This is a genomic window from Mycolicibacterium sp. SMGY-1XX, from assembly GCF_059132455.1.
Map to the genome: position 1 here is coordinate 1,144,661 of NZ_CP101139.1, position 25,688 is coordinate 1,170,348.

At 67.3% G+C, this 25,688-nt stretch carries 21 protein-coding genes; 14 read left to right on the forward strand and 7 right to left on the reverse strand.

From position 1 onward, the window contains the following. Positions 1-15 precede the first annotated feature (15 nt). The gene (gene pcrA / locus NL241_RS05575) at positions 16-2,328 is read left to right on the forward strand and encodes a DNA helicase PcrA (protein ID WP_487691863.1); all 2,313 of its coding nucleotides are present in this window, start codon (positions 16-18) and stop codon (positions 2,326-2,328) included. A gap of 54 nt (positions 2,329-2,382) precedes the next feature. On the opposite strand, the gene NL241_RS05580 is transcribed toward pcrA, so the two are convergent. Then, positions 2,383-3,015 carry a hypothetical protein gene (locus tag NL241_RS05580; RefSeq protein ID WP_494396991.1) on the reverse strand — a complete coding sequence of 211 codons (633 nt, stop codon included), beginning with the start codon at positions 3,013-3,015 and terminating at the stop codon, positions 2,383-2,385. A gap of 4 nt (positions 3,016-3,019) precedes the next feature. Next, on the reverse strand, positions 3,020-4,111 hold the full coding sequence (locus NL241_RS05585; protein ID WP_494396992.1) for a M23 family metallopeptidase: 1,092 nt from the start codon (positions 4,109-4,111) through the stop codon (positions 3,020-3,022). Positions 4,112-4,381: 270 nt separating this feature from the next. Between NL241_RS05585 and sucC the strand changes: the two genes are divergently transcribed. Further along, entirely contained in the window at positions 4,382-5,545 is a 1,164-nt protein-coding gene (gene sucC, locus NL241_RS05590) for an ADP-forming succinate--CoA ligase subunit beta (protein ID WP_494396993.1), read from the forward strand. A 15-nt stretch (positions 5,546-5,560) separates the two neighbouring features. Then, the gene (gene sucD, locus NL241_RS05595; RefSeq protein WP_487691858.1) at positions 5,561-6,463 is read left to right on the forward strand and encodes a succinate--CoA ligase subunit alpha; all 903 of its coding nucleotides are present in this window, start codon (positions 5,561-5,563) and stop codon (positions 6,461-6,463) included. Between the two features lie 55 nt (positions 6,464-6,518). Here the strand turns inward: sucD and NL241_RS05600 are convergent, their stop codons facing one another. The 3 genes from NL241_RS05600 to NL241_RS05610 all read right to left on the reverse strand — a co-directional run bounded on the left by NL241_RS05600 (position 6,519) and on the right by NL241_RS05610 (position 10,758). Continuing rightward, the gene (locus NL241_RS05600; protein ID WP_494396994.1) at positions 6,519-8,399 is read right to left on the reverse strand and encodes a S9 family peptidase; all 1,881 of its coding nucleotides are present in this window, start codon (positions 8,397-8,399) and stop codon (positions 6,519-6,521) included. A 116-nt stretch (positions 8,400-8,515) separates the two neighbouring features. Beyond that, entirely contained in the window at positions 8,516-9,595 is a 1,080-nt protein-coding gene (locus tag NL241_RS05605) for a MarR family transcriptional regulator (RefSeq protein ID WP_494396995.1), read from the reverse strand. An 11-nt stretch (positions 9,596-9,606) separates the two neighbouring features. Continuing rightward, positions 9,607-10,758 (reverse strand): AAA family ATPase, encoded by a 1,152-nt coding sequence (locus NL241_RS05610; RefSeq protein ID WP_487691854.1) that lies wholly within the window; start codon positions 10,756-10,758, stop codon positions 9,607-9,609. Positions 10,759-10,902: 144 nt separating this feature from the next. On the opposite strand from NL241_RS05610, the gene NL241_RS05615 reads away from it, so the two are divergent. After that, positions 10,903-12,435 (forward strand): acetyl-CoA acetyltransferase, encoded by a 1,533-nt coding sequence (locus NL241_RS05615; RefSeq protein WP_487691853.1) that lies wholly within the window; start codon positions 10,903-10,905, stop codon positions 12,433-12,435. A 10-nt stretch (positions 12,436-12,445) separates the two neighbouring features. On the opposite strand, the gene NL241_RS05620 is transcribed toward NL241_RS05615, so the two are convergent. Continuing rightward, positions 12,446-12,592, reverse strand: a complete 147-nt coding sequence (locus tag NL241_RS05620) for a hypothetical protein (protein WP_487691852.1) — start codon at positions 12,590-12,592, stop codon at positions 12,446-12,448. Positions 12,593-12,693: 101 nt separating this feature from the next. Beyond that, positions 12,694-13,542, reverse strand: coding sequence for an LLM class F420-dependent oxidoreductase (locus NL241_RS05625; protein ID WP_487691851.1), 849 nt, complete (start codon positions 13,540-13,542; stop codon positions 12,694-12,696). A 107-nt stretch (positions 13,543-13,649) separates the two neighbouring features. On the opposite strand from NL241_RS05625, the gene NL241_RS05630 reads away from it, so the two are divergent. The 10 genes from NL241_RS05630 to NL241_RS05675 all read left to right on the forward strand — a co-directional run bounded on the left by NL241_RS05630 (position 13,650) and on the right by NL241_RS05675 (position 25,665). After that, positions 13,650-14,177 (forward strand): hypothetical protein, encoded by a 528-nt coding sequence (locus NL241_RS05630; RefSeq protein ID WP_494396996.1) that lies wholly within the window; start codon positions 13,650-13,652, stop codon positions 14,175-14,177. Then, on the forward strand, positions 14,146-15,342 hold the full coding sequence (locus NL241_RS05635) for a type III PLP-dependent enzyme (protein WP_494396997.1): 1,197 nt from the start codon (positions 14,146-14,148) through the stop codon (positions 15,340-15,342). The genes NL241_RS05630 and NL241_RS05635 overlap by 32 nt, the downstream gene beginning before the upstream one ends. A gap of 31 nt (positions 15,343-15,373) precedes the next feature. After that, the gene (gene sfnG / locus NL241_RS05640) at positions 15,374-16,510 is read left to right on the forward strand and encodes a dimethylsulfone monooxygenase SfnG (RefSeq protein ID WP_487691848.1); all 1,137 of its coding nucleotides are present in this window, start codon (positions 15,374-15,376) and stop codon (positions 16,508-16,510) included. Positions 16,511-16,717: 207 nt separating this feature from the next. Next, complete coding sequence (locus tag NL241_RS05645) at positions 16,718-17,629, forward strand: DUF5336 domain-containing protein (protein WP_494396998.1); 912 nt, start codon at positions 16,718-16,720, stop codon at positions 17,627-17,629. 49 nt (positions 17,630-17,678) lie between these two features. Further along, positions 17,679-19,115 (forward strand): cell division protein PerM, encoded by a 1,437-nt coding sequence (locus NL241_RS05650; RefSeq protein ID WP_487691846.1) that lies wholly within the window; start codon positions 17,679-17,681, stop codon positions 19,113-19,115. A 34-nt stretch (positions 19,116-19,149) separates the two neighbouring features. Further along, positions 19,150-19,779 carry a phosphoribosylglycinamide formyltransferase gene (gene purN, locus NL241_RS05655; RefSeq protein ID WP_487691845.1) on the forward strand — a complete coding sequence of 210 codons (630 nt, stop codon included), beginning with the start codon at positions 19,150-19,152 and terminating at the stop codon, positions 19,777-19,779. Then, a complete protein-coding gene (purH, locus tag NL241_RS05660) occupies positions 19,776-21,338 on the forward strand; it encodes a bifunctional phosphoribosylaminoimidazolecarboxamide formyltransferase/IMP cyclohydrolase (protein WP_487691844.1) in 1,563 nt (520 codons plus the stop codon). Before purN ends, purH begins: the two co-directional genes overlap by 4 nt. A 197-nt stretch (positions 21,339-21,535) precedes the next feature. Continuing rightward, positions 21,536-22,198 (forward strand): LpqN/LpqT family lipoprotein, encoded by a 663-nt coding sequence (locus NL241_RS05665; protein WP_487691842.1) that lies wholly within the window; start codon positions 21,536-21,538, stop codon positions 22,196-22,198. Between the two features lie 91 nt (positions 22,199-22,289). After that, entirely contained in the window at positions 22,290-23,681 is a 1,392-nt protein-coding gene (locus NL241_RS05670) for a sigma 54-interacting transcriptional regulator (protein ID WP_487691841.1), read from the forward strand. Then, the gene (locus tag NL241_RS05675; RefSeq protein WP_494396999.1) at positions 23,674-25,665 is read left to right on the forward strand and encodes a vWA domain-containing protein; all 1,992 of its coding nucleotides are present in this window, start codon (positions 23,674-23,676) and stop codon (positions 25,663-25,665) included. Before NL241_RS05670 ends, NL241_RS05675 begins: the two co-directional genes overlap by 8 nt. Positions 25,666-25,688: the final 23 nt, after the last annotated feature.

The following is a 25,688-nucleotide window of genomic DNA, read 5'->3' on the forward strand; positions in this document are numbered from 1 at the left end:
AGGTTTGAGCACGAAATGACTCTCACCACCGAAACTGACCAGCTGCTGGAGGGACTCAACCCTCAGCAGCGCCAAGCTGTGCTGCATGAGGGCACGCCGCTGCTGATCGTGGCCGGCGCCGGGTCGGGAAAGACGGCCGTGCTCACGCGCCGCATCGCCTACCTGCTGGCCGCGCGCGATGTCGGCGTCGGGCAGGTTCTGGCCATCACGTTCACCAACAAAGCCGCCGCCGAGATGCGCGAGCGGGTGGCGCAACTGGTCGGGCCCCGAGCCAGGTCCATGTGGGTGTCGACGTTCCACTCGACGTGCGTGCGGATCCTGCGCAACCAGGCGTCCCTGCTGCCGGGGCTGAACTCCAACTTCTCCATCTATGACGCCGACGACTCCCGCCGCCTGCTGCTGATGATCGGCAAGGACATGGGGCTGGACACCAAGCGGTACACCCCGCGGTTGCTGGCCACGGCGATCTCGAACCTGAAGAACGAACTGATCGATCCGGAACGTGCGGTGACCGATCTCGACGAGTCCGCCGACGACCTGGCTCGCACGGTGGCCTCGGTGTACGGCGAGTATCAGCGTCGGCTGCGCGCGGCCAACGCCATGGACTTCGACGACCTGATCGGCGAGACGGTGGCGGTGCTGCAGGCCTTCCCGCAGATCGCGCAGTACTACCGGCGCCGGTTCCGGCACATCCTGGTCGACGAGTACCAGGACACCAACCACGCGCAGTACATGTTGGTCCGCGAGCTGGTGGGCCACGACCTGCCCGAAGACGATGGTGTGCCGCCCGGTGAGCTGTGCGTGGTCGGTGACGCCGACCAGTCGATCTACGCCTTCCGCGGCGCCACCATCCGCAATATCGAGGACTTCGAGCGCGACTACCCGAACGCCACCACGATCCTGCTCGAGCAGAACTACCGGTCCACCCAGACCATCCTCAACGCCGCCAACTCGGTGATCGCCCGCAACGCCGGGCGGCGCGAGAAGCGGCTGTGGACCGATTCCGGCGAAGGCGAGCTGATCGTCGGCTACGTCGCCGACAACGAACACGATGAAGCGCGTTTCGTGGCGCAGGAAATCGACGCGTTGGCGGACCGTGGCGAGATCAGTTACAACGACGTCGCGGTGTTCTACCGCACCAACAACTCCTCCCGCGCGCTGGAAGAGGTCTTTATCCGCGCCGGCATTCCGTACAAAGTCGTTGGGGGCGTGCGCTTCTACGAGCGCAAGGAGATCCGCGACATCGTGGCCTACCTGCGCGTGCTGGACAATCCGGGTGACGCGGTGAGCATGCGCCGCATCCTGAACACCCCGCGCCGCGGTATCGGAGACCGGGCCGAAGCCTGTGTCGCGGTGTACGCCGAGAACACGGGCGCCACGTTCAACGACGCCCTGCAGGCCGCCGCCGAGGGCAAGGTTCCGATGCTGAACACCCGCTCCGAGAAGGCCATCGCGGCGTTCGTGGAGATGCTCGACCAGATGCGCGCGAAACTGGACGACGAGCTCGGCGATCTGGTGGAGGACGTGCTGGACCGGACCGGGTACCGGCGCGAGCTCGAGGCGTCCAACGATCCGCAGGACCTGGCGCGGCTGGACAACCTCAACGAACTCGTCAGCGTCGCACACGAATTCAGCACCGACCGGGCCAACGCCCTGGCGCTGCGCGACGAAGAAGACCCGGTGGACGAGGACATCCCCGAGACGGGCTTGCTGGCCGAGTTCCTGGAACGGGTGTCTCTGGTGGCCGACACCGACGAGATTCCCGAACACGGTTCCGGTGTCGTGACGATGATGACGCTGCACACCGCGAAGGGGCTGGAATTCCCGGTGGTCTTCGTGACGGGTTGGGAGGACGGCATGTTCCCGCACATGCGTGCACTCGGCGACCCGCAGGAGCTGTCCGAGGAGCGCCGTCTGGCCTATGTCGGGATCACCCGTGCGCGGCAACGCCTGTATCTGAGCCGCGCCAAGGTGCGCTCGTCGTGGGGCCAGCCGATGCTGAACCCGGAATCGCGCTTCCTGCGCGAGATTCCGCAGGATCTCATCGATTGGCGGCGCACCGACGCCACCCCGTCCGCGTTCAGCGCGCCAGTGGGCAATGCCGGGCGGTACGGAACCCCGCGGCCGGCGCCCGGGCGTAGTGCCCCCGCGCGCAATCGTCAGGTGATCACGCTCGAACCGGGAGACCGGGTGACCCACGACAAGTACGGGCTGGGGCGGGTCGAGGAGGTCAACGGCGTCGGCGAATCGGCGATGTCGCTCATCGACTTCGGTAGCGCGGGCCGCGTCAAACTGATGCACAACCACGCGCCGATCACCAAGCTGTAGGAGCGCGGCGCCCGGCTTTGAGCCACTTCGGGTGATCCTGGCTCAGCACCGAATTCAGCCGGCGCGGGTCCATCGACGGGTGCCGGGCAGGAAGGCCAGCAGCACGCTCAGTACCGGGAACACCGGAATGACAAACACCGGCCACGGCACCTGCGCACCGGCGATGAACACCGCGCCGAAGGTCAGCAGCGCCACGACCGCACCGGTGAGGATCAGGTAGTGACCGACCGCGCGTCGTAGCAGCACCGTGACCACGCCCGAGATCGTCGACGCGGCGAACACGAAGGTCAGAAAGCCGACCCCGAGACAGAACAGTCTGTCGGTCTGCCACCAGCCGGTGATGAGGTCGGTGGCCACCACCGACACCGCCCAACCGCTGAGGATCGCGACGACGCACGTGGCGATGGCACTGCGCGCCGACGGCTCGACAGGTGCGACGGGTGCTGCGGGGGCGGGCACGGGCGCCGGCACGGGCGGGATGAGTCCGGTGGGAGCCTCGGCGGGGGTAGGGATGTGCGTGGTCCGCGGATCTTGTTGCGCCGGAAGAGAACCCGTGGGGGACCGGCGGATGATGCCGGTTCGGGTGTCCTCGGGCGGTGGTTGGCGCGGAGGTGGAGGCGAGGCAGGTGCGCGCCGGATGATGCGGGTGTGCTCGGATGAGTCCTGAGAAGGATCTGGCTCTGGCACCAGGTCAGCCGGAGTAGGCGCCGACGCTGATGCCGCGCTTGGCCAGCCACGGCACCGGATCAATGCGGTCGGTGCCGTTCACCAGAACCTCGAGGTGCAGATGCGGGCCGGTGGAGTTACCCCGGTTGCCGATCGTGGCGATCTGGTCGCCGGCGAACACACGCTCACCGACGCTCACGTTCCAGCTGTTGATGTGGCCGTAGAGGGTCACGGTGCCGTCGAAGTGGCGCAGCTTCACCAGCGCGCCGTAGCCGGCCGTGGGGCCCACCTCGATCACCACACCGTCGGACACCGCGTAGATGGGAGTCCCGATGGCGTTGGCGATGTCCACGCCGCCGTGCAGGGCGCCCCAGCGGTAGCCGTAGCCCGAGGTGAAGATGCCCTGGGTGGGCTTGACGAACAGCGGGCGCTGCAAGCGAGCTTCACGCTCGGCGCGCTCCTGGGCGAATGCGGCGCCCTTGGCCAGCTCCTCGGAGTGCATGCTCGCCATCGCGGTCGGATTGACGGTGACCATCTGCATGCCCTGCGACGCGGTGTTCATCGCGCCGTTCATGGACATCTGGTCGGCGGCCAGCACCGCTTCGGCGGAGGCGGTCTCGGACGGGTTGATGGCGGAGTGCGCGGCCGCTGCGGCGGCGCCTGCGGCCATGGCGGCGATCATCACGCGGCCCTTGAGGGCGCTGGCGGCGGGCTTGCGATGCTGCCCCGCGCGCGGGATCACCTCAGTGAGGTCGGGGTCGTACCCAAGGTCGTCGGCATCGTCGAGCGAGGCGTTGCCGGAGGGGGCGTCCTCGATCAGGTGGACGTCATCGAGATCGGTGCGCCGGACCAGCAGGGCCGCGGCGATGTCATCGATGTCGTGCAGGTCGTCGAGCTCCGGTGCGTGAAGCACTCCCTTGTCGAGGGGAGCGCCGTCGAACGCACTGCTGCGGAAATTCACGTCCTCTAGAGTGCCGAACTCAGCGCCGAAGTCATTGAACGGAACGATGTCAGTGACCTCGTTGGGGTCGATGAAGCGGCTCGAAAACCGCGAGATGTCGCGTGCACTTTTCGGCTCGTCCCTGGTGGGAGTGGGTGCCGAGTGGTGTTGCGCCAACCTGAAACGTCCCTCTAGTCGTGACCAAAGCGTTATCTGGACCAGGAGACGTTAACCAAATTCCAATACAAGTGGCAAGCCAAGCAAAGACTCCGGCGGGGATTGTGAGTTGTATCACTAATACCCCGCCGGTGACATCTGCCACATGAGCGGTAGGCGGTGGTATCGCCGACCACTGATGTCGATAAAGTTCCCCCCGGCGTGACCTGAGAAACCGAACGTCATCAAAAAAACGATGCCGCCACTTCCGGCAGATAGACAGTGAGCCACATGGATCTTTTCGAGTATCAGGCGAAAGAGCTGTTCGCCAAGCACAACGTTCCGACCACTCCCGGACGGGTGACCGACTCGGCCGAGGACGCCAAGGCCATCGCCGAGGAGATCGGCAAGCCTGTGATGGTCAAGGCGCAGGTCAAGGTCGGCGGGCGTGGCAAGGCCGGCGGTGTGAAGTACGCCGCCACCCCCGACGACGCGTTCACCCACGCGCAGAACATCCTGGGCCTCGACATCAAGGGCCACGTCGTCAAGAAGCTGCTGGTCGCTGAAGCCAGCGACATCGCGGAGGAGTACTACATCTCCTTCCTGCTCGACCGCTCCAACCGGACCTACCTGGCCATGTGCTCGGTCGAGGGCGGCATGGAGATCGAAGAGGTGGCCGCCACCAAGCCCGAGCGCCTCGCCAAGGTGCCTGTCGATGCCGTCAAGGGTGTCGACCTGGCCTTCGCGCGGGAGATCGCCGAGAAGGGCCACCTGCCCGCCGAGGTGCTCGACGCCGCGGCCATCACCATCCAGAAGCTGTGGGAGGTGTTCATCGGCGAAGACGCCACCCTCGTCGAGGTGAACCCGCTCGTCCGTACGCCCGATGACCAGATCCTGGCCCTCGACGGCAAGGTCACCCTCGACGCCAACGCCGACTTCCGTCAGCCCGGCCACGAGGAGTTCGAGGACAAGGACGCCACCGATCCTCTGGAGCTCAAGGCCAAGGAGAACGACCTCAACTACGTCAAGCTCGACGGCGAGGTCGGCATCATCGGCAATGGCGCCGGTCTGGTCATGTCCACCCTCGACGTGGTGGCCTACGCCGGGGAGAAGCACGGCGGCGTCAAGCCCGCCAACTTCCTCGACATCGGCGGCGGCGCCTCCGCCGAGATCATGGCGGCCGGCCTGGATGTCATCCTGGGCGACAGCCAGGTCAAGAGCGTGTTCGTCAACGTCTTCGGTGGCATCACCTCGTGTGACGCGGTGGCCAACGGCATCGTCAAGGCGCTGCAGATTCTGGGCGACGAGGCCAACAAGCCGCTGGTGGTCCGCCTCGACGGCAACAACGTCGAAGAGGGCCGTCGCATCCTCGCCGAGGCCAACCATCCGCTGGTCGTGCAGGCCGAGACCATGGACTCCGGGGCCGACAAGGCCGCCGAGCTGGCCAACAAGTAAGGGAGCCAACAACTTATGTCAATCTTCCTGAACAAGGACAGCAAGGTCATCGTCCAGGGCATCACCGGCGGTGAAGGCACCAAGCACACCGCGCTGATGCTCAAGGCCGGCACCCAGATCGTCGGCGGCGTGAACGCACGCAAGGCCGGCACTGAGGTCACCCACGTAGACAAAGATGGCAAGGACGTCCGTTTACCGGTGTTCGGTTCGGTGGCCGAGGCCATCAAGGAGACCGGCGCCGACGTGTCGATCGCCTTCGTGCCGCCGGCGTTCTCCAAGGACGCCATCATCGAGGCCATCGACGCCGAGATCCCGCTGCTGGTGGTCATCACCGAGGGAATCCCGGTGCAGGACAGCGCCTACGCGTGGGCCTACAACGTCAAAAAAGGCAACAAGACCCGCATCATCGGTCCGAACTGCCCCGGCATCATCACCCCCGGTGAGTCGCTGGTCGGCATCACGCCGAACAACATCACCGGCAAGGGCCCGATCGGTCTGGTCTCGAAGTCGGGCACTTTGACCTACCAGATGATGTACGAGCTGCGCGATCTCGGCTTCTCCACCGCCATCGGCATCGGCGGTGACCCGGTCATCGGCACCACGCACATCGACGCGCTCGAGGCGTTCGAGAAGGACCCCGAGACCAAGCTGATCGTCATGATCGGTGAGATCGGTGGCGACGCCGAGGAGAAGGCCGCCGCCTTCATCCAGGCCAACGTCACCAAGCCGGTGGTCGGCTACGTCGCGGGCTTCACCGCTCCGGAGGGCAAGACCATGGGCCACGCCGGCGCCATCGTCTCCGATGGTGCGGGCACCGCGCAGGGCAAGAAAGAAGCACTCGAGGCCGCTGGGGTGGCCGTCGGCAAGACGCCGTCCGAGACTGCGGCCAAGGCACGCGAGCTGTTCAGCAAGCTGTAGATCTCCACACAGCAAAAGGCCCCCGCCGATGCGGGGGCCTTTTCTGTTGACGGGACTAGGGGCGCCCGCCCAGGTGCTCGGCGAGGAACCGCTCGACCGCGTGATACATGTCGATGCTGTTCTCGGGGTTCACGAATCCGTGGCCTTCGTCCTCTTTGACCATGTACTCGACCTCCACGCCGCGGGCGCGCAGCGCGGCGACCATGTTGTCGGACTCGGCCTGCACCACGCGAGAGTCGTTGGCGCCCTGGACAACCAGCAGCGGGGTGCGGATCTGATCCACCTTCGTGATCGGCGAGCGGGCCAGCATATCGGCTTCCTGCGCGGGGTCCGCCGGATCGCCGACATAGAGGTGCCAATTGGTGGCCAGGAAGCGCCGGCCCACATTCGGCAGCGTCTTCATGAAATTGGGCAGGCTGGAGACCCCGACGTAGTCGATGGCCGCGGCGAAGACGTCCGGGGTGAAGGTGACGCCCACCAACGTGGCGTAGCCACCGTACGAGCCGCCGAAGATCCCCACCCGGTCACGGTCGGCGTAACCCTGCTTGACGGCCCAGTCCACCGAATCGATGAGATCGTCGTGCATCTTTCCGGCGAACTCACCGATGGCCGCCTGGGTGAAGGCCTTACCGTAGCCGGTTGATCCGCGAAAGTTGACCTGCAGCACCGCATATCCACGGTTGGCCAGCAGCTGCACATCGGGCTGATAGGTCCAGCAGTCCCGGGCCCACGGTCCACCATGCACCAACAGGACCATGGGCAGGTTGGCCGGCTCCTGGCCGACGGGAAGTGTCAGATACCCGTGTAGCTCCAGTCCGTCCCTGGCCGGGAAGGAGACCGGTGTCATGGGCGCCAGCGCAGCCGGGTCCAGATTCGGGTAGGGCCGGAACAGCAGCCTGCTCTCGCCCGTGGTGTTGTCGTAGAAGTAGGTGATACCGGGATCGCGGTCGTGTCTGAAACTGACCACCCAGCGCTGCCCGCTGTCGTCGGTCGAGATCGCTCCCAGATCACCGTCCGACAAGGCGTTGAGCCTGTCCAGAACGATGGCGAAATCAGGGTCCAACGCGTGAATCACCTGTCGCTCACCGTAATAACGGGCGCCGATCAGCTCACCGGTCTGCTCGCTGAGGATGAACGGCGAGGGCAGTGTGATCTGCGCGCCCAGATCGAAGCTGGGATGGCTGTCCACAACGGTCTCGGTCCCGGTCGCCACATCGAGGCGCACCAGGCGCAGGCGGTCACTTCCGTCGTAGGAGCCCAGCCAGAGCCCGGTGCCGTCCGGAGTGGGTGCGACGGGATAGATGCCCAATGGGTAGTCGCGCCCGTCGTAGACCTTGACGGGGCGAAGCGTCGTGGTGTCCGGATCCCATTGCGAGATCTCGACGTCCCCGTCGGCGGTCAGCGTGTTGGTGAACAGATGACCACCCGGACCGGCGATCCAGGTGACGACGTTGCCGGGGTTCTCCGCCAGCAGCGTGAGTTCGCCGGTGGCGATGTCGAGTTCGTAGGCATCGAACAGCTCGCCGTTGCGGGCGTTGTGCTGCACGACAGCCTTGCCCGGACGCGCCCTGAGCAGTTCGTAGGACGCCCGGGTGTTGGGGAACGGGGTGAGGTCGACGGCGGTGGCGTCCGGGTCGTCGAGGTCGACGCGGTAGACGTGGTAGTGCTCGTCACCACCGTTGTCCTGCATGTACAGGAGCCGGCGTGAGTCGTGGGTCCAGCTGAAGATGTACACGCTCCGGGTCTCGTCGGCGGTGACGCAGCGAGGTTCGGAGTCCGGAGCGTCGAGATCTTGTACCCAGATGTTTAGGCGGTTGCGCCACGGCGCCAGGTAGGCGATCCGGGTGCCGTCCGGTGAGATGGCGGCGCCCGCGCGTTCGGGCGGGCTGAAGAATTCCTCGACTGAAATACGTTGTGGTGCAGTCGTTGTGGTCACGGTGTCCTTTCGGCATCGGGGACCGTGTGCCGGTTGGGCGATGTCTGTCTGTCACTTAGTGACATCTCCACTGTGTCACCAAGTGACAGGCGCGTCAAGCGACCCTTGGTGTTGTCTCAGTGATCCCGGTACCGCAGCACGCGCCGCAGCAGCGGATCGGAGAGGTCGTACCAGGTGGAGCGGCGGTCGGCGTCGTTCTTCGCCGACGTCACCCAGTGTGACGCCGTGAGGCGGCCCAGTGCCGTCGCCGCCGACTGATTCGATACGCCGACAGCGGAGGCCAGATCGCTGACGGTGCGCGGTCCGTCGCCGCGTGCGAGTTCGACGACCAGGCGTTGCTCCCCGGGTGGGAGTTCGGCCATCTGCCGCTGGTAGTTCGGAACCAGGCGGTCCAGGAGCGCATCGACGGCGGGCGTCACCGCCTGGAGCATGCCGGCGTCGGCCAATTGGCCGAGCAGCTGCCAATGTCGCGGCGCGCCACCGATGATCTGATGGATGGCGGTCAAAGACTCTGTGCCGGTGGTTGATTCGACAAATGCAGCGAGATCGTCGGCTCCGCTGCTGCGGGCGGCGCCCGCCACGATGGCCGCAGCGTCGGGCAGCTCGAGATCGGTCAGTTGCTCCACCATGAACGACCCGTACCATGGGTAACGCCGCGACGACACTCCGGGGAACAATGCGGGTGTGGTGGCGAGAATCATCACCTCGGTGGATGTTTCCACCCAGGCGCGCAGGCTGCCCTGCCCATCGATGCCCATACCGTCGAACACCCGATCCAGGTTCTCGACGGCCAGCAGCACCATACGTCCCGCAGCGGCCCCCGAGATCGCCTGCTCGATCCCGATGACATCCTTGGCCCGGCGCAGGGCGCGCGATGTCTCGTGGACGTCGGGGCCGATGGCCCGCGCCGCCTCCACCAGGAGGTCGAGGTAGGAGCCGATGCCCAGCGCATCCTCCGGAATCAGGACGGGGAGCGTCCTTTCGGCGGTTGCGGTATCGACCATCGCGCGATGTACTGCGACGCGCACGGTGTGTGTCTTACCGCCGCCGCGCGGCGCGACGAGCAAGGTGTGCGGTCGCGAACCGTCCCGCGCGGCGCCGCTGATGCGGCGTACCAGGCGCGCGAAGAGCGCCTCCCGGCCAACTGTGGCGGCATCGAGGTCGGCGGTGCTCATCGCCGAGGGGGTGTGCGCCACAGGCGAACTGTTCACCTGCGCATCGCCTTCCAGGCGCGCTGGATCAGAGGTGACGCGAAGCGGTCGGCGTCACCGCGTCTTTCGAGGTAGTGGTCGAGTTCCAGACGTTCGATCATCCGGACCGCCCGGTCCCGATCGTGGATCGGATTACCTTCACTGGCAAGCAGTTTCATCACTTCGTCGACGCCGAGGGGCCGCGGCGAGTGGGCATAGACGTCGAGCAGGTTCGCAGTAAGGCTTGCGGCTGGGCCGTAGTAGGTGTCGAGGCGGTCCCGGTAGTGCCGGAGATCCCAGGGATCGTTGACGTCCTCGATGGCGGCGGTGACGAGTCCGGGGATCTGGTCTGGTGAGGGCAGTGCGCCGGTGCGCGACCACTGTTCCTGTGAGGCCAGGACCAGATGCTGGATGTAGTAGGGCACGTTTTCGGCGGCCTCGGCAAGGGCCGGCGCCGTTCGACCGGCGTCCGCCGGGGAAGCGCCCACGCCGAGCAGCAGACATCCGGCCAGGTACGTCGCGTGATCCGACCGGATAGGCCCTATCGCGATCTTGCGGATGTCATTGACGGTGCTCGGGGCATCCTCGGACACGTGGTGGAAGCCGATCGATCCGGACAGGACGGTTGCGACGCGACCGCCATGGTCCTGGCGGAAGCGGCGCAAGGTGCGCAGGAAATCCTCCCCGGATCCGGGCTGCGTCCGTTCGAGCTTGCGGGCCAGCACGGTGACCTCGTCGATGAACAGCACCACCTGACGTCCATGCGCGCGGTCGACGGCTTGGCGAAGCAACTCGTCCATGGCGGTTGCGGCCCGGGCGTCGCGTTCCACCGTCACCGGTCCGGCGGTGATCGTCACCCGCAGCTTCGACAGTTCCTTGCGCCAGCCCGGTTCGAAGCGGGCGAGTTCGGCGGCCAGCGCCGACACGAAATCGGCGTAGGTACCGCGTTCGGCGCTTGCGGCGCCTACCAGGGCCCCGGCCCGGCGTACCTGTTGTTGCACCACACGCGACAAGGAGGTCTTGCCGTGGCGCCGGTCGCCCACCAGGACCGCGCCGCTGTGGGGGAGTGCCGCGATGACGGCCTCGGCTTCGCGGTACCTGCCCACCACGTCGTCGGGTTGCACGACGCCGCCCACCACCAGCGTCATGGGGCGCAGGGGCCAGTTCATCGCTTCACTGTACGCCTACCTTGATGTACGCCAATATTGGCGTACATCGGTTCTGATGTACAGCAGGCTGGAAACCCATCCGGGTCGTCAAACAAGAACATGTTCTATTAGCGTGTCGAAGTAGTTACTCCGAGGAGGTCTGCCATGCCCGTCGATCCACGCACGCCCGTCATCGTCGGCGTCGGGCAGTTCACCGAGCGCATCGATGAAGCGGACTATCGCGGGATGTCTGCGGTGGAACTGGCCACCGAGGCGGCCCGGGCGGCGTTGGCGGACACCGGGGCGCGGCCGGAGGATGTGGCACGCGCGGTCGAAGTGGTGGTGGGCCTGCGGCAGTTCGAGATCTCCGGACCCATGCCGGCTGTGCTCGGAAGATCCAACAACTATCCGCGGTCGGTGATGCGGCGTCTCGGTGCCGACCCGGCGCGCGTGGTGCTCGAACCGGTCGGCGGGCAGGGCTCGCAGAAGGTGGTCACCGAATTCGCCACCGCCATTGCCGCCGGGGACATCGAGGTCGCCATGGTGATCGGGTCCGAGCCGGGCTCCACGGCGCGGTACTTCGCGGACAGGGACGACAAACCCGATTTCACCGAACATGTCGACGGTCAGCTGGAGGACCGGGGACACCAGATCTACAGCTATATCGATGAGTACACCGTCACCCATGGCCTGACCGGGGCGCCGGTGCAGTACGGCCTGCTGGACAACGCGCGCCGAGCCCGGCTGGGCCTCGGGGTCGCCCAGTACCGCCACCAGATGGCGGAGCTGTTCGCGCCGATGTCGAAAGTGGCTGCCAAGAACCCGTTCTCGTCGTCACCGGTGGAGCGCTCGGTGGAGGAGATCACAACCGTCACCGCCGACAACCGGATGATCTGCGACCCGTACCCACGGCTGCTCGTCGCACGCGACACGGTGAACCAGGGCGCGGCCACCGTACTGATGTCGGTGGCCGCCGCACGCAGGCTCGGGGTGCCGGAAGAGAAATGGGTGTACCTGCACGGGCACTCCGACCTCGTCGAGCAGGCACTGCTGGTCCGCCCCGACCTGGGCGCCAGCCCCGCCGCCGGGCGAGCGGCCCACGAGGCGCTGCGGGTGGCCGGGATCGGCGTCGACGACATCGCGACATTCGATCTGTACAGCTGCTTCCCGTTCCCGGTGTTCGTCATCTGCGAAGCCCTCGGGATCTCCGGTGACGATCCACGAGGCCTGACGCTGACCGGCGGGCTGCCGTACTTCGGCGGCCCGGGCAACAGCTACTCACTGCACGGTATCGCCGAGACCGTGGCCGAGATGCGGGACAAGCCCGGCCAGTTCGGGTTCGTCGGCGCCAACGGCGGCATCATGAGCAAGTACTCGGTGGGCATCTACTCCACCGAGCCCGTCGCGTGGCGGACCAGCCGCAGCGAGGCGCTCAACGCCGAAGTCGCCGCACTGCCAACGGTGCCGGTGACCAAGACCGTCGACGGCACCGGCGCCATCGAAACCTATTCGGTGCGCCACGACTGGCCCGTGCGCACCGGGATCATCGTCGGCCGGCTCGATACCGACGGCTCGCGCTTCATGGCCACCACCGAGAACGAAGAGCTGGTGGCCCTCATGAGTGACGGTGATCCGCTGGGCGCGGCGATCAGCGTGCGGACCACGGAGAACGGAAACCGCGCCGAGCTGTCCGCGTGACAGCGATCGCTCAGTCGTCATGTCGGCGCCGGCGCCGCAGCACCCGTCCCTTGGATTCGGACCGGCGTTGCTTGCTGGTGTCTTCCCGATTGCCGTGGCGGTGCCTGGCATGCGGGTCGTCGAACAACTGGATGATCAGTGGGCTGATGCCGGGCATGGGAATTCCTTCCGGGATGAACGTCGCCTGCGTGAGGCCTCACCCACGGACTGTCGTCTGCGGCACCCTGTTGTTCACGCGTAGTCGGCTACGCGAGTCGGCTACACCAGCGCGCCGAGCTTGCCGGCCAGCCGCTCCACATAGGCGGCGACCTCCGCCTCGGGTTTGTCCGGTAAGCCGAACAGCACCTCGGTGACACCGAGTTCGCCCCAGTGGGCCAGCTTTTCGGGTACCGGCTTGAAATCGAGCGCCACGATCTGCGGTGCGCCGTCGCGGCCCGCGGCGGCCCAGGTGTCCTGGAGCAGTTTGACCGGCTCGTCGATGTCGAAGTCGCGGGGCGTGGTGATCCAACCGTCGGCGCTGCGGGCGATCCACTTGAAGTTCTTCTCGGTACCCGCCGCTCCGACCAGGACCGGGATGTGGGACTGCACCGGTTTCGGCCATGCCCACGACGGGCCGAATTTCACGAATTCGCCGTCATATTCGGCCTCTTCCTCGGTCCACAGCGCGCGCATCGCCTCCAGGTACTCGCGCAGCATGGTGCGGCGCCGACCGGGTGGCACGTTGTGATCCGCGAGTTCGTCGGTGTTCCAACCGAATCCGACACCCAGGCTCACCCGGCCGCCGGACAGATGATCCAGCGTGGCGATCGACTTCGCCAAGGTGATCGGGTCGTGCTCGACCGGCAAGGCCACCGCGGTGGACAACCGCACCCGCGAGGTGACGGCACTGGCGGCGCCCAGGGACACCCACGGGTCGAGGGTGCGCATATAGCGGTCGTCGGGCAGTGACTCGTCGCCGGTGGTGGGGTGCGCAGCCTGACGCTTGATCGGGATATGAGTGTGTTCGGGCACGTAGAAGGTGGTGAAGCCATGGTCATCGGCGAGCTTGGCCGCAGCGGCCGGTGCGATACCGCGGTCACTGGTGAACAGTACGAGCCCGTAATCCATGACAGAATTAGAACGTGTTCTAACCGATAGGGCAAGGGCCGCTGCGGCGGATTCGCGTAGCGCGCTACTCACGACAGGGCACGCAGACAACCGGAACAGTGCGCAATGTGGGGACCAGGCGAGCGGCCGGAAACAAGATCTGCGAGTGGATGCGACGGTATCTGCCGTGTGAAATCGCCAGCACCATCTGCGAATTGGGCGGCGCGACGATCGCCTACCTGGCCACCGGCTCGCTGGCCGCAGCCGCCGTCGTCGCCACCGTCGGCGCGTCGGCCGGGTACTACGCCATGGCGTTCCTCACCGCAGTGCGCACCACCTACCGCCACCACACGCACCTTCCTCGCGGCCGGCGGTTGCTGGTCGCCAACGGGCTGGCGCTGCGCAGTATCGCCGTCGAATTCGGTCCCGCCGAGGGGATCGACAGCCTTGCCATCCGGCCGCTGGCGTTCTACGCGGGCCCGCTGATGTTCGACAACATGGTGGCCGGGTGGATCTTCGCGAAACTGGCCGCCGACGCCGGGTTCTACGTGCTGGCGATAGTCAGCTACGAGCGGTTCCAGCGATTGCTCGTCGTGCGCAGGCCCACGGGGGCGGAGGTGGACCATGAACGCTCGGCGTCGGTCACGGCTTCGTGAGCAGCTCAGAGTGCAGGCCCGTGCCCACCACTGGCAGGAATTGCTGGACGCCCACGGCACACCGCTACTGGTGCTCGACCCGGGGGAGGTCACCGCGCAGTACCGCACCTTCACCGAGACGCTTCCGGGCGTCAACGTCCACTACGCGGTCAAAGCGGCGCCGCACCCAGCGGTGCTGGCGGCCGTCGCGGCGGCAGGCGGCGGGTTCGACGTCGCCTCCAACGGCGAGATAGAACTCGTTGATTCGCTTGGCATCCCGATGTCTCGGTGCATCCACACCCATCCCGTCAAGAAACTCGCCGACATCTGCTCGGCATACCGCGCCGGGATCCGGACCTTCGTCGTCGACAACCCCGTCGAAGCGCAGAAGTTCAGCGGCCTACCTCCGGACATCCAGATACTGGTGCGTCTCGGGTTCCCGAACGCATCTGCCAAATCGGATCTGTCGACCAAGTTCGGCGCCGATCCCGCGGAGGCCGAGCTGCTGGTCAAGCACGTGGTTGCCGCCGGAGTGCAGTTCCACGGCTTCACCTTTCACGTCGGCAGCCAGGGGTCGTCGGTGACGTCCTTCGGCGCCGCGGTGCGCACCACCCTCGAACTCGCCGCCCGGGTCGAGGACCACCTCGGAGTGCAGGCGAACGCCATCGACATCGGCGGTGGTTTCCCGGTGACCTATCGCGACCCGATGCCGACGCTGCACGACGTGGCTGCCGAGATCCGCACCGCGCTGGGCTCCGGGCACGGCCTGACGGTGCTCGCCGAACCCGGCCGGTTCCTCGCCGCGGGCAGCATGACGCTGCTGACCTCGGTGGTCGGCACCAGACTGCGCAACGGGCGGGTGTGGCACTACCTCGACGACGGTCTTTACGGGTCGTACTCGAACATCCTCACCGAAGACGTTCACCCGCCGATCCTCGCGCTCGCCGAGGTGGTGGACGGGGCGGCAGCGGAGTTACAGCCGGTCACCCTGGCGGGGCCGAGCTGCGACAGCACCGATGTGGTGGCGCGGGACTACCCGATGCCTGCGCTGACTGTCGGCGACGTGCTGGTGAGTCCGATGATGGGCGCCTACACCACCGTGACCTCCACCGGATTCAACGGCATTGCCGCCACACCGATCGCCGTGGTGGGCCCCCTTAGGACTCTGGGCGATTCAAAAGGGTGACCGGTACCGGCGGTCGCGGTGTGATCGCGCCATGACGACAGAACGTATCGCCGAGAACGTCAAGTTCGCGTACTGGGTGCCCAACGTCAGCGGCGGCCTGGTGACCAGCACCATCGAGCAACGCACGGATTGGAATTACGAGTACAACAAGAAACTGGCGCAGACCGCGGAGAACAACGGGTTCGAATACGCCCTCAGTCAGGTCCGCTACGAGGCCAGCTACGGCGCCGAATACCAGCACGAGTCCACCAGTTTCTCCCTGGCGCTGCTGTTGGCGACGGAGAGGTTGAAGGTGATCGCCGCCGTGCATCCAGGCCTGTGGCAGCCGGCGGTGCTGGCCAAGCTGGGCGCGACGGCCGATCATCTGTCGGGCGGGCGGTTCGCGGTGAACGTCGTATCCGGCTGGTTCAAAGACGAGTTCACCCATCTCGGCGAGCCGTGGCTCGAACACGACGAGCGCTACCGGCGCAGCGCCGAGTTCCTGCAGGTGCTGCGCAAGATCTGGACCGAGGATGACGTGGACTTCCGCGGCGACTTCTACCGCATCCATGACTTCACGTTGAAGCCGAAGCCCCTCAACACCCCGGATCGCCCCAACCCCGAGCTGTTCCAGGGCGGCAACTCCACCGCCGCCCGCCGCAACGGGGGGTACTACGCCGACTGGTACTTCTCCAACGGCAAGGATTTCGACGGCATCACCGAGCAGGTGGTGGAGGTGCGAGACCACGCCCGTGAGGTGGGCCGGGAGGTCAGCATCGGCCTCAACGGGTTCATCATCGCCAGGGACACCGAAAAGGAAGCGAAGGAGGTCCTGCGCGAAATCGTGGCCAAGGCCAACAAACCCGCCGTCGAAGGGTTCCGCGGTGCGGTCCAGCAGGCCGGGAACTCCACCGGCGACAAGAAGGGGATGTGGGCGGACTCCTCCTTCGAGGACCTGGTGCAGTACAACGACGGTTTCCGCACCCAGCTGATCGGCACCCCTGAGCAGATCGCCGAACGCATCGCGGCCTACCGCAAGCGCGGAGTCGACCTGATCCTCGGCGGCTTCCTCCATTTCCAGGAAGAGATCGAGTACTTCGGTGCCCGGGTGCTGCCGCTGGTGCGGGAGATCGAAGCAGCCGACACCCAATCTCCGGGACGACCAGCACTGGTGTCGGCCGGCGCCTGAGGGCCGGAGCCCGGTGGCATGACCGCTGTGGAGGACACGCGGATCGGCGCACGGCACCCGCAGGTTGGTGCGCTAGCGTGGATGACGCGAATCCCCGCCTCGAATGCCGACGCAGGTGTTCGTCGGCCTAGTCCATGAAGCGGGGGCCCATGAAGTGGGTCCGATGTAAGCGCCGCCACCTCGGCGCCCAACGACACAGGAGAGGTCATGACCTACTCACCCGGCTCACCCGGCTCACCCGGTAACCCGCCAGGCGGCTTTCCGCCGGCGCAGCCTCCCGGCTCGTATCAGTCCGGTTCCTACGCAGATTCCGGTTCGTACTCCGGCTCCGGGGCATACCCGTCCGGTTCGTACAACGCTCCCACCCAGTCGTTCGCGCCCGCCGCCGAACCGGGGCCCAGCAAGCTCCCGCTCTATCTGTCCGCCGCCGTGGTGGTGCTCGGACTGGCTGCCTACCTGTCCAGCTTCGGCCCGGTCTTCACCTCGAGCGCCGAACTGGGCCCGATCAGTGTCGAGGCCACCAGCGGTGGCGGGGTGTTCCTGACCCTCGCCACCCTGCTCGCGGCCCTGCTGGCGGCCGTCGGCCTGGTGCCGAAGGTCAGAGGACATTTCCCCGTCGTCGCCATCCTCTCGGTTCTCGGCGTCCTGGTGGTGGTGAGCCAGCTGTTCAACACCTCGAACTACGTGACCACCGGCTGGGCCGCGTGGCTGGTGCTGGCATTCAGCGTGCTGCAGGCGATCGTCGCCATCGGCGCGCTGCTGTTGGAGGCCGGTGTCCTGTCCGCGCCGACGCCGCGACCGAAGTTCGAGCAGCCGCAGTACGGGCAGTACGGGCCGCCCGGCGGCGGCTATTACCCCCAAACGCCCGGCCAACAGGCCCCGGGCCAGCAGCCGCAGGGTCCGCGGCCGGGTTATCCCACCCAGTACGGCACGTACTCGCCCGGCCCCACCCCCGGTTACGGCCAGTCGGGCAGCGACAACAGCCCGCCGACGCCTCCGACGGGTTTCCCCAGCTTCAGCCCGCCGCCCGCGGTCGGGTCAGGGCAGCACAGCGCTCAGCCGCCGCAGCAGCCGCAGACCCAGCAGTCGGCGCCGTCACCCGGCCCCACTTCGTCGTAGTCCGGCGCCGCCGCACCTGGTGTGTCCAGGTGCGGCGGATCTGACGTGAATGCAGGACAATCGCACGGCAGGGGCACGCCAGACACGTGACCTGATCAGGGTCGCTTTCGGTCCAGCGCTGGTCGCACTGGTCATCATCGCGGCGGTGGTGCTGGTCCAGCTGCTGATCGCGAACAGCGATATGACCGGCGCGTTCGGCGCCATCGCCAGCATGTGGCTCGGGGTACACCAGGTGCCGATCTCGATCGGCGGCCGCGTGCTCGGAGTCATGCCGCTCTTACCCGCACTCCTGATGGTGTGGGGCACCGCGCGCACCACCGCACAAGCCACCTCGGCGCGCTCGTCGTGGTTTGTCACACGGTGGATCGTGGCGTCGGCCATCGGCGGACCCCTGCTGGTCGCGGCGTTGGCGTTGGCAGTGGTGCACGACGCCTCATCGGTGCTGACGCAGTTGCAGACGCCCAGCGCGGGCCACGCCTTCCTCAACGTTCTGGTGCTGCACGGGATCGGCGCCGTGATCGGCGTGGGCTCGAAAGTGGGGCGGCGGGCGCTCGCGACGTCCCCACTGCCTGACTGGATGGCAGGTTCGGTTCGCGCGGCGACGGCCGGAGTGCTGGCGCTGTTCGGGCTCTCGGCGGCCGTGACCGCCGCCGCCCTGGTGGTGCACTGGGGCACCATGCACGACCTGTTCGGCATCACCGAATCAGCCTTCGGCCAGTTGAGCCTGACCGTGCTGTCGGTGTTGTACGCCCCCAACGTGATCGTCGGCGCCGCGGCCATGGCGGTCGGGTCGAGCGCCCACATCGGATTCGCGACATTCAGTTCGTTCACCGTCTTCGGCGGTGACATCCCGGCGGTCCCCATCCTGGCGGCGGCACCGACCCCGCCGTTGGGGCCGGTGTGGGTGGCCCTGCTGATCGTCGGTGCCGCCGCCGGCGTCGCCTTGGGACAGCAATGTGCCCGCACGCCCCTGCCGCTCGGGCCGGCCCTGGTGCGGCTGCTGACCGCGTCGCTGCTGGCGGCCGGTGTGATGGCGCTGCTCGGTTATGCCGGCGGCGGACAGCTCGGCAACTTCGGTGCGGTCGGCGTGGACCATGCGACGTTCGGGCCCGCGGCGTTCCTGTGGTTCTTCGTCGTCGGCGGCGTGACGATCGTGATGGCCAACGGCCTGGTGCGCCGGCCCAGACGAGTCAAACCGGCAGCCGAGGCGGCCGCCCCCGAGGCGTTGGGCGAGCCGGATGACGAGGTGCTGGCAGAGGCGCAGACCGCGCCGCTGATCCTGCCCGCACCGGCTCCCTCGAGCGACGGCGCCCAGGTGCCCCCGGCCGCTGAACCCGATCCCGAGCCGGAACCCGACCCGCTGCCCGAGCCGGAACCGGTGCCCCCGCTACCGCCGGTCGATCACGAAGCACTGGCCGACCTGCCCGACGCCGAAGACCTGCTCGAGGCCGACAACGACGGCTCCGCCGACGACGGGAAGCGCTGACGGCACCCCCTGTGGGACCGACTAAGCTCGTTTCGTGCAGCAACCCCTCCACGTGCCACCCAGCGCGCCGGCACGGCTGGTCGTCCTGGCTTCGGGCACCGGATCGCTGCTGAGGTCGCTGTTGGATGCGGCAGTCGGGGAGTACCCGGCACGTGTGGTGGCCGTCGGGGTGGACCGCGAGTGCCGGGCCGCGGAGATCGCCGCGGACGCCGGCGTGCCCGCCTACACCGTCCCCCTGCGGGATTACCCGGACCGGGCCACCTGGGATGCCGCCATCACGGCTGCGACGGCGGCACATTCACCGGATTTCGTGGTCTCGGCGGGGTTCATGAAGATCCTCGGCAACCAGTTCCTGACGCGCTTTCCCGGCCGGGTGGTCAACACCCACCCGGCGCTGTTGCCCGCGTTCCCCGGTGCCCACGCGGTACCCGCGGCCCTGGAGTACGGCGTCCGGGTGACCGGTTGCACGGTGCACCTCGTCGACGCGGGTATGGACACCGGTCCCGTGCTGGCGCAGGAAGCCGTCACCGTCGAGGACGACGACGATGAACAGACTTTGCACGAACGCATCAAGGTGGTCGAACGACGTCTCCTGGTGGACGTGCTGGCCGCGCTCGCTACCCGCGGCGTGACCTGGAGTGGACGAAAGGCAGTTATCGGATGAGCGAGCGTAAGCCGATCCGGCGTGCGTTGATCAGCGTGTACGACAAGACCGGCCTGACCGATCTTGCTCATGGTCTGCACGAGGCGGGTGTCGATATCGTCTCAACCGGATCGACTGCCAAAACCATTGCCGCAGCAGGCATTCCGGTGACCCCAGTGGAGGATGTCACCGGTTTCCCCGAGGTGCTCGACGGCCGGGTCAAGACGTTGCACCCCCGGGTGCATGCCGGGATCCTCGCCGACCTGCGCAAGCCCGAGCACGCCGCGGCCCTGGAGGAACTCGGCGTCGCGGCTTTCGAACTCGTCGTGGTCAACCTCTACCCGTTCACCGAGACGGTCGCCTCCGGCGCCGGCGAGGACGAATGTGTCGAGCAGATCGACATCGGCGGCCCGTCGATGGTGCGGGCCGCGGCCAAGAACCATCCCAGCGTGGCCGTGGTGGTGGACCCGCTCGGTTATGACGGGGTGCTGGCTGCGGTCCGGGACGGTGGCTTCACCCTGGCGGAACGGAAGATACTGGCGTCGTTGGCTTTCCGGCACACCGCCGAATACGACGTCGCCGTGGCGTCGTGGATGGGTGATGTCCTGGCCCGGGAGGAACCCGCCCAGAAGCTGCCCGCGTGGTTCGGTGGGACGTGGCGCCGCTCCGCGGTGCTGCGCTACGGCGAGAATCCGCATCAGCAGGCGGCGCTGTACACCGACGACGCAGCCTGGCCGGGTTTGGCGCAGGCCGAGCAGTTGCACGGTAAAGAGATGTCCTACAACAACTTCACCGATGCCGACGCGGCCTGGCGGGCGGCGTTCGACCACGAGGACATCTGCGTGGCGATCATCAAGCACGCCAATCCCTGCGGCATCGCGATCTCCTCGGTCTCGGTGGCCGACGCGCACCGCAAGGCCCACGAGTGTGACCCGCTGAGCGCCTTCGGAGGGGTGATCGCCACCAACACCGCGGTCAGCGTCGAGATGGCCGAGACCGTCGCCGACATCTTCACCGAGGTCATCGTCGCGCCCGCCTATGAGGACGGTGCGGTCGAGATCCTGGCGCGCAAGAAGAACATCCGTGTGCTGGTGGCCTCGGAGCCCCAGCCCGGGGCCACCGAGTTCCGTCAGGTCAGCGGCGGCTTGCTGGTGCAGCAGCGCGACGAGCTCGACGCGCCGGGCGACGACCCGGCCAACTGGGTGCTCGCGACCGGGGAGCCCGCCGATCCGGACACCTTGAGCAATCTGGTGTTCGCATGGCGGGCATGCCGGGCGGTCAAGTCCAACGCCATCGTGGTGGCCAAGGACGGCGCCACTGTGGGTGTCGGTATGGGACAGGTGAACCGGGTCGACGCGGCCCGGCTGGCCGTCGAGCGCGGTGGCGACCGCGTGCAGGGCGCCGTCGCGTCCTCCGATGCGTTCTTCCCGTTCCCCGACGGTCTCGAGGTGCTGACCGCCGCCGGCGTGCGCGCGATCGTGCACCCGGGTGGCTCGGTGCGCGACGATCAGGTGACCGAAGCGGCCGCCAAGGCCGGCATCACGTTGTATCTCACCGGTGCACGGCATTTCGCGCACTGAGCCCGAGTCCGAGGCTGGTGAGGGACGAGCCAGGTGAAGGAGCTCGGGCTTGGGGTGGGGCCCGAGTCCGAGGCTGGTGAGGGACGCCCGCAAGCAGGAGAAGGTGGGGCACTGGCCATTGCTGACTGCTTGGGGAAACAGTGCATACCTCAACGGCGACGGCCCCGCCGCCGAGTGAGCCGACTAATGTCACTGTCGTGACAGCACGGATGACGGCGGTTCTGTTGGTGGCAGCGGTGCCGATGGCGCTCACCGTGTCGTGCACCCGCTATGTCGACGCCGAGCCGGTGGCGTCCGAGGAGCTGTTGTCGGGTCCCGGACTGGCGACCGGCTCGGACGGCAGCGACTGCACGCCGGTCGACGCCCCGCTGTCGGACGTCGAACCGCTCGACGAGGGTGAGCCAGTGCTGCGCATCCCGCAGCCCGACGGCTGGGAACGGTTCTCCGAACTCGACGACGACCTGTTCCGGTACACGATGAGCAATGTCGCGCTCGCCAGCGACGATTTTGCGCCCACCGTGGTCGTCACCCTGGAAAGCAAGCCCGGCATCGAGGACCCGTCGGTGGTCTTCGAGCAGCAACGCGAATCGCTGGAAAGCGGTTTCGGCGCCACCGAAGTCACCGTCACCGAAACCACCCTGTGCGGCTTGCCCGCCGAGGTCATCAACTACCTCACCCCGCCGATCGAACCCGTCGGCGAGTTACCCGCGCAGGTCCTGATCGCGGTCATGCACACCGATGACCGGACCTATGCCGCGACGGTCACCACCCAGACCGACAACCCGGCAGATCCCGTCTATCAGGACGACACCGAACAGATTCTGGGCGGCTTCCAGATGCTGGCCCCGACCGCCGGCTGACCGTTCTCCGGGGTTATTCCCGCGCGCCGAACTTTTCGCTGAGAGCAGGGACCGGCTGCCTGATGTCGGTGACCGTCGTAGCGTGGAGGTCGTGACATCACCTAACGATCTGCCCCGCACCCTCGGCGAGCTGCGCGCCTCCGGCCATCAGGAGCGCGGTGTGAAGCAGGAAATCCGCGAGAACCTGCTGGCACGGCTGGCTGCGGGCGACACCGCCGAGACGGTGTGGCCCGGCATCGTCGGGTTCGAGGACACCGTCTTGCCCCAGGTGGAACGGGCCCTCATCGCCGGGCACGACTTCGTTCTGCTGGGTGAGCGCGGTCAGGGAAAGACCCGTCTGCTGCGCTCGCTCATCGGGTTGCTCGACGAGTGGACTCCGGTGATCGCCGGCTCCGAACTGGGCGAGCATCCCTATTCACCGATCACCCCCGAATCGGTGCGGCGCGTCGCCGAATCCGGCGAAGACCTGCCCATCACATGGCGGCACCGCAGCGAGCGCTACACCGAGAAACTCGCCACCCCGGACACCAGCGTCGCCGACCTCGTGGGCGACATCGACCCGGTGAAGGTGGCCGAAGGCCGCAGCCTGGGCGATCCCGAGACCATCGCCTACGGACTCATCCCACGTGCGCACCGCGGCGTCGTCGCCGTCAACGAGCTGCCCGACCTCGCCGAGCGCATCCAGGTGGCGATGCTCAACGTGATGGAGGAGCGCGATATCCAGGTTCGCGGTTACACCCTGCGGCTGCCCCTGGACGTCCTGGTGGTGGCCAGCGCGAACCCTGAGGACTACACCAACCGCGGCCGCATCATCACCCCGCTCAAAGACCGGTTCGGTGCGGAGATCCGCACGCACTACCCGCAGGAACTCGACGCCGAGGTCGGGGTGATCTCGCAGGAAGCACACCTGTCGGCCGAAGTGCCCGATCATCTGCTGCAGATCATCGGCCGGTTCGCCCGGCTGCTGCGCGAATCGACGTCGGTGGATCAACGATCGGGTGTGTCGGCCCGCTTCGCGATCGCAGCGGCCGAGACGGTGGCCGCCTCGGCCCGGCACCGCTCGGCGATCCTGGGCGAGCCGGACCCCGTGGCCCGCGTCGTGGACCTGAGCACCATCGTCGACGTGCTGCGCGGCAAGCTGGAATTCGAAGCGGGTGAGGAGGGGCGCGAGCAGGCAGTCCTCGAGCATCTGCTGCGCCGCGCGACCGCCGAAACCGCACAGCGGGTTCTCGGTGGCCTGGACGTGGGCCCCCTGGTGGCCGCCGTGGAAGCCGACCAGCCGGTGACGACGGGCGAGCGGGTGTCGGCCAAGGACGTGCTGGCGGCGTTGCCGGAGCTGCCGGTGATCGATGCCATCGCCGAGCGGCTGAACGCGGAATCCGACGGTGAGCGGGCCGCGGCTGTCGAGTTGGCACTCGAAGCGCTGTATCTGGCGAAGCGGATCGACAAAGTGTCCGGAGAGGGCGAAACCATTTATGGCTAGAGCCAGCCACACCTCGCGGTACTCGCGATATACCGGTGGGCCGGATCCGCTGGCGCCGCCGGTGGATCTGCGCGACGCGCTGGAGCAGATCGGGCAGGACGTCATGGAGGGCACCTCGCCGCGGCGGGCCCTGTCCGAGCTGTTGCGCCGTGGCACCAGGAATCTGCCCGGCGCCGACAAACTGGCCGCCGAAGCCCACCGCAAACGCCGTCAGCTGTTACAGCGCAACAACCTCGACGGCACCCTGCAGGAAGTCAAGAAGCTGCTCGACGAGGCGGTGCTGGCCGAGCGGAAGGAGCTGGCGCGGGCCCTCGACGACGACGCCAGGTTCGGCGAACTGCAACTCGAGTCGCTGTCCCCGTCGCCGGCCAAGGCGGTCGAGGAACTGGCCGATTACAACTGGCGCTCCGACGAGGCCCGGCAGAAGTACGACCAGATCCGCGATCTGCTGGGCCGCGAGATGCTCGACCAGCGGTTCGCCGGGATGAAGCAGGCGCTGGAGAACGCCACCGACGAAGACCGTCAGCGCGTCAACGACATGCTCGACGACCTCAACGACCTGCTGGACAAGAACGCCCAGGGCCAGGCCACCCAGCAGGACTTTGACGATTTCATGAACAAGCACGGCGACTTCTTCCCGGAGAACCCGCGCAACATCGACGAGTTGCTCGACTCGCTGGCCAAACGATCGGCGGCGGCCCAACGCTTCCGCAACAGCCTGAGCGCCGATCAGCGCGCCGAACTCGATGCGCTGGCGCAGAACGCGTTCGGGTCGCCATCACTGATGAACGCGCTCAACCGGCTCGACGCGCATCTGCAGTCGGCACGCCCGGGCGAGGACTGGGACGGCTCGGAGAACTTCTCGGGTGATCAACCGCTCGGCATGGGGGAGGGCGCCCAGGCGCTGGCCGATATCGCCGAGCTCGAACAGCTCGCCGAGCAGCTGTCCCAGAGTTACGCCGGTGCCTCGATGGAGGACGTCGACCTCGACATGCTGGCCAAACAGCTCGGGGAGGACGCCGCCATCGACGCCCGCACCCTGGCCGACCTGGAAAAGGCCCTGATGAACCAGGGGTTCCTGGATCGCAGCTCCGACGGGCGCTGGCGGCTCTCACCCAAGGCCATGCGCCAACTGGGCCAGGCGGCGTTGCGCGATGTCGCACAACAGCTTTCGGGCCGCCACGGCGAGCGTGAGACCCGGCGCGCGGGTGCGGCGGGCGAACTCACCGGCGCCACCCGGCCATGGGCTTTTGGTGACACCGAACCGTGGAACGTCACGCGCACGCTCACCAACGCCGTGCTGCGACGGGCGGGCACCCCGGTGGCCGACCGGCAGGACGGGCCCATCCACATCAGCGTCGACGACGTCGAGGTCTCCGAAACCGAGACCCGTTCCCAGGCGGCGGTGGCCCTGCTGGTGGACACCTCGTTCTCGATGGTGATGGAGAACCGGTGGCTGCCCATGAAGCGCACCGCGTTGGCGCTCAACCATCTGGTGAGTACACGCTTCCGGTCCGACGCGTTGCAGATCATCGCGTTCGGGCGTTATGCGCGGACGGTCACCGCCGCCGAACTCACCGGGCTCGAGGGCGTCTACGAGCAGGGCACCAACCTGCATCACGCGCTGGCGCTGGCCACCCGGCACCTGCGCCGTCACCCCAACGCGCAACCGGTGGTGCTGGTGGTCACCGACGGGGAGCCGACGGCGCACCTGGAGAACTGGGGTGCCTCAGAGGGTGGGCCGCAGGTGTTTTTTGATTACCCGCCGCACAAGCTGACCCTCGCCCACACGGTGAAGGGTTTCGACGAGGTCGCGCGTCTGGGCGCCCAGGTCACCATCTTCCGGCTGGGCAGCGATCCGGGCCTGGCCCGGTTCATCGATCAGGTGGCCCGCCGCGTGCAGGGCCGCGTGGTGGTGCCAGACGTCGACGGTCTCGGTGCCGCCGTGGTGGGCGACTATCTGAAGGCCCGCAAACGCCGGTGAACTCGACTGGGCTACCGTGATGC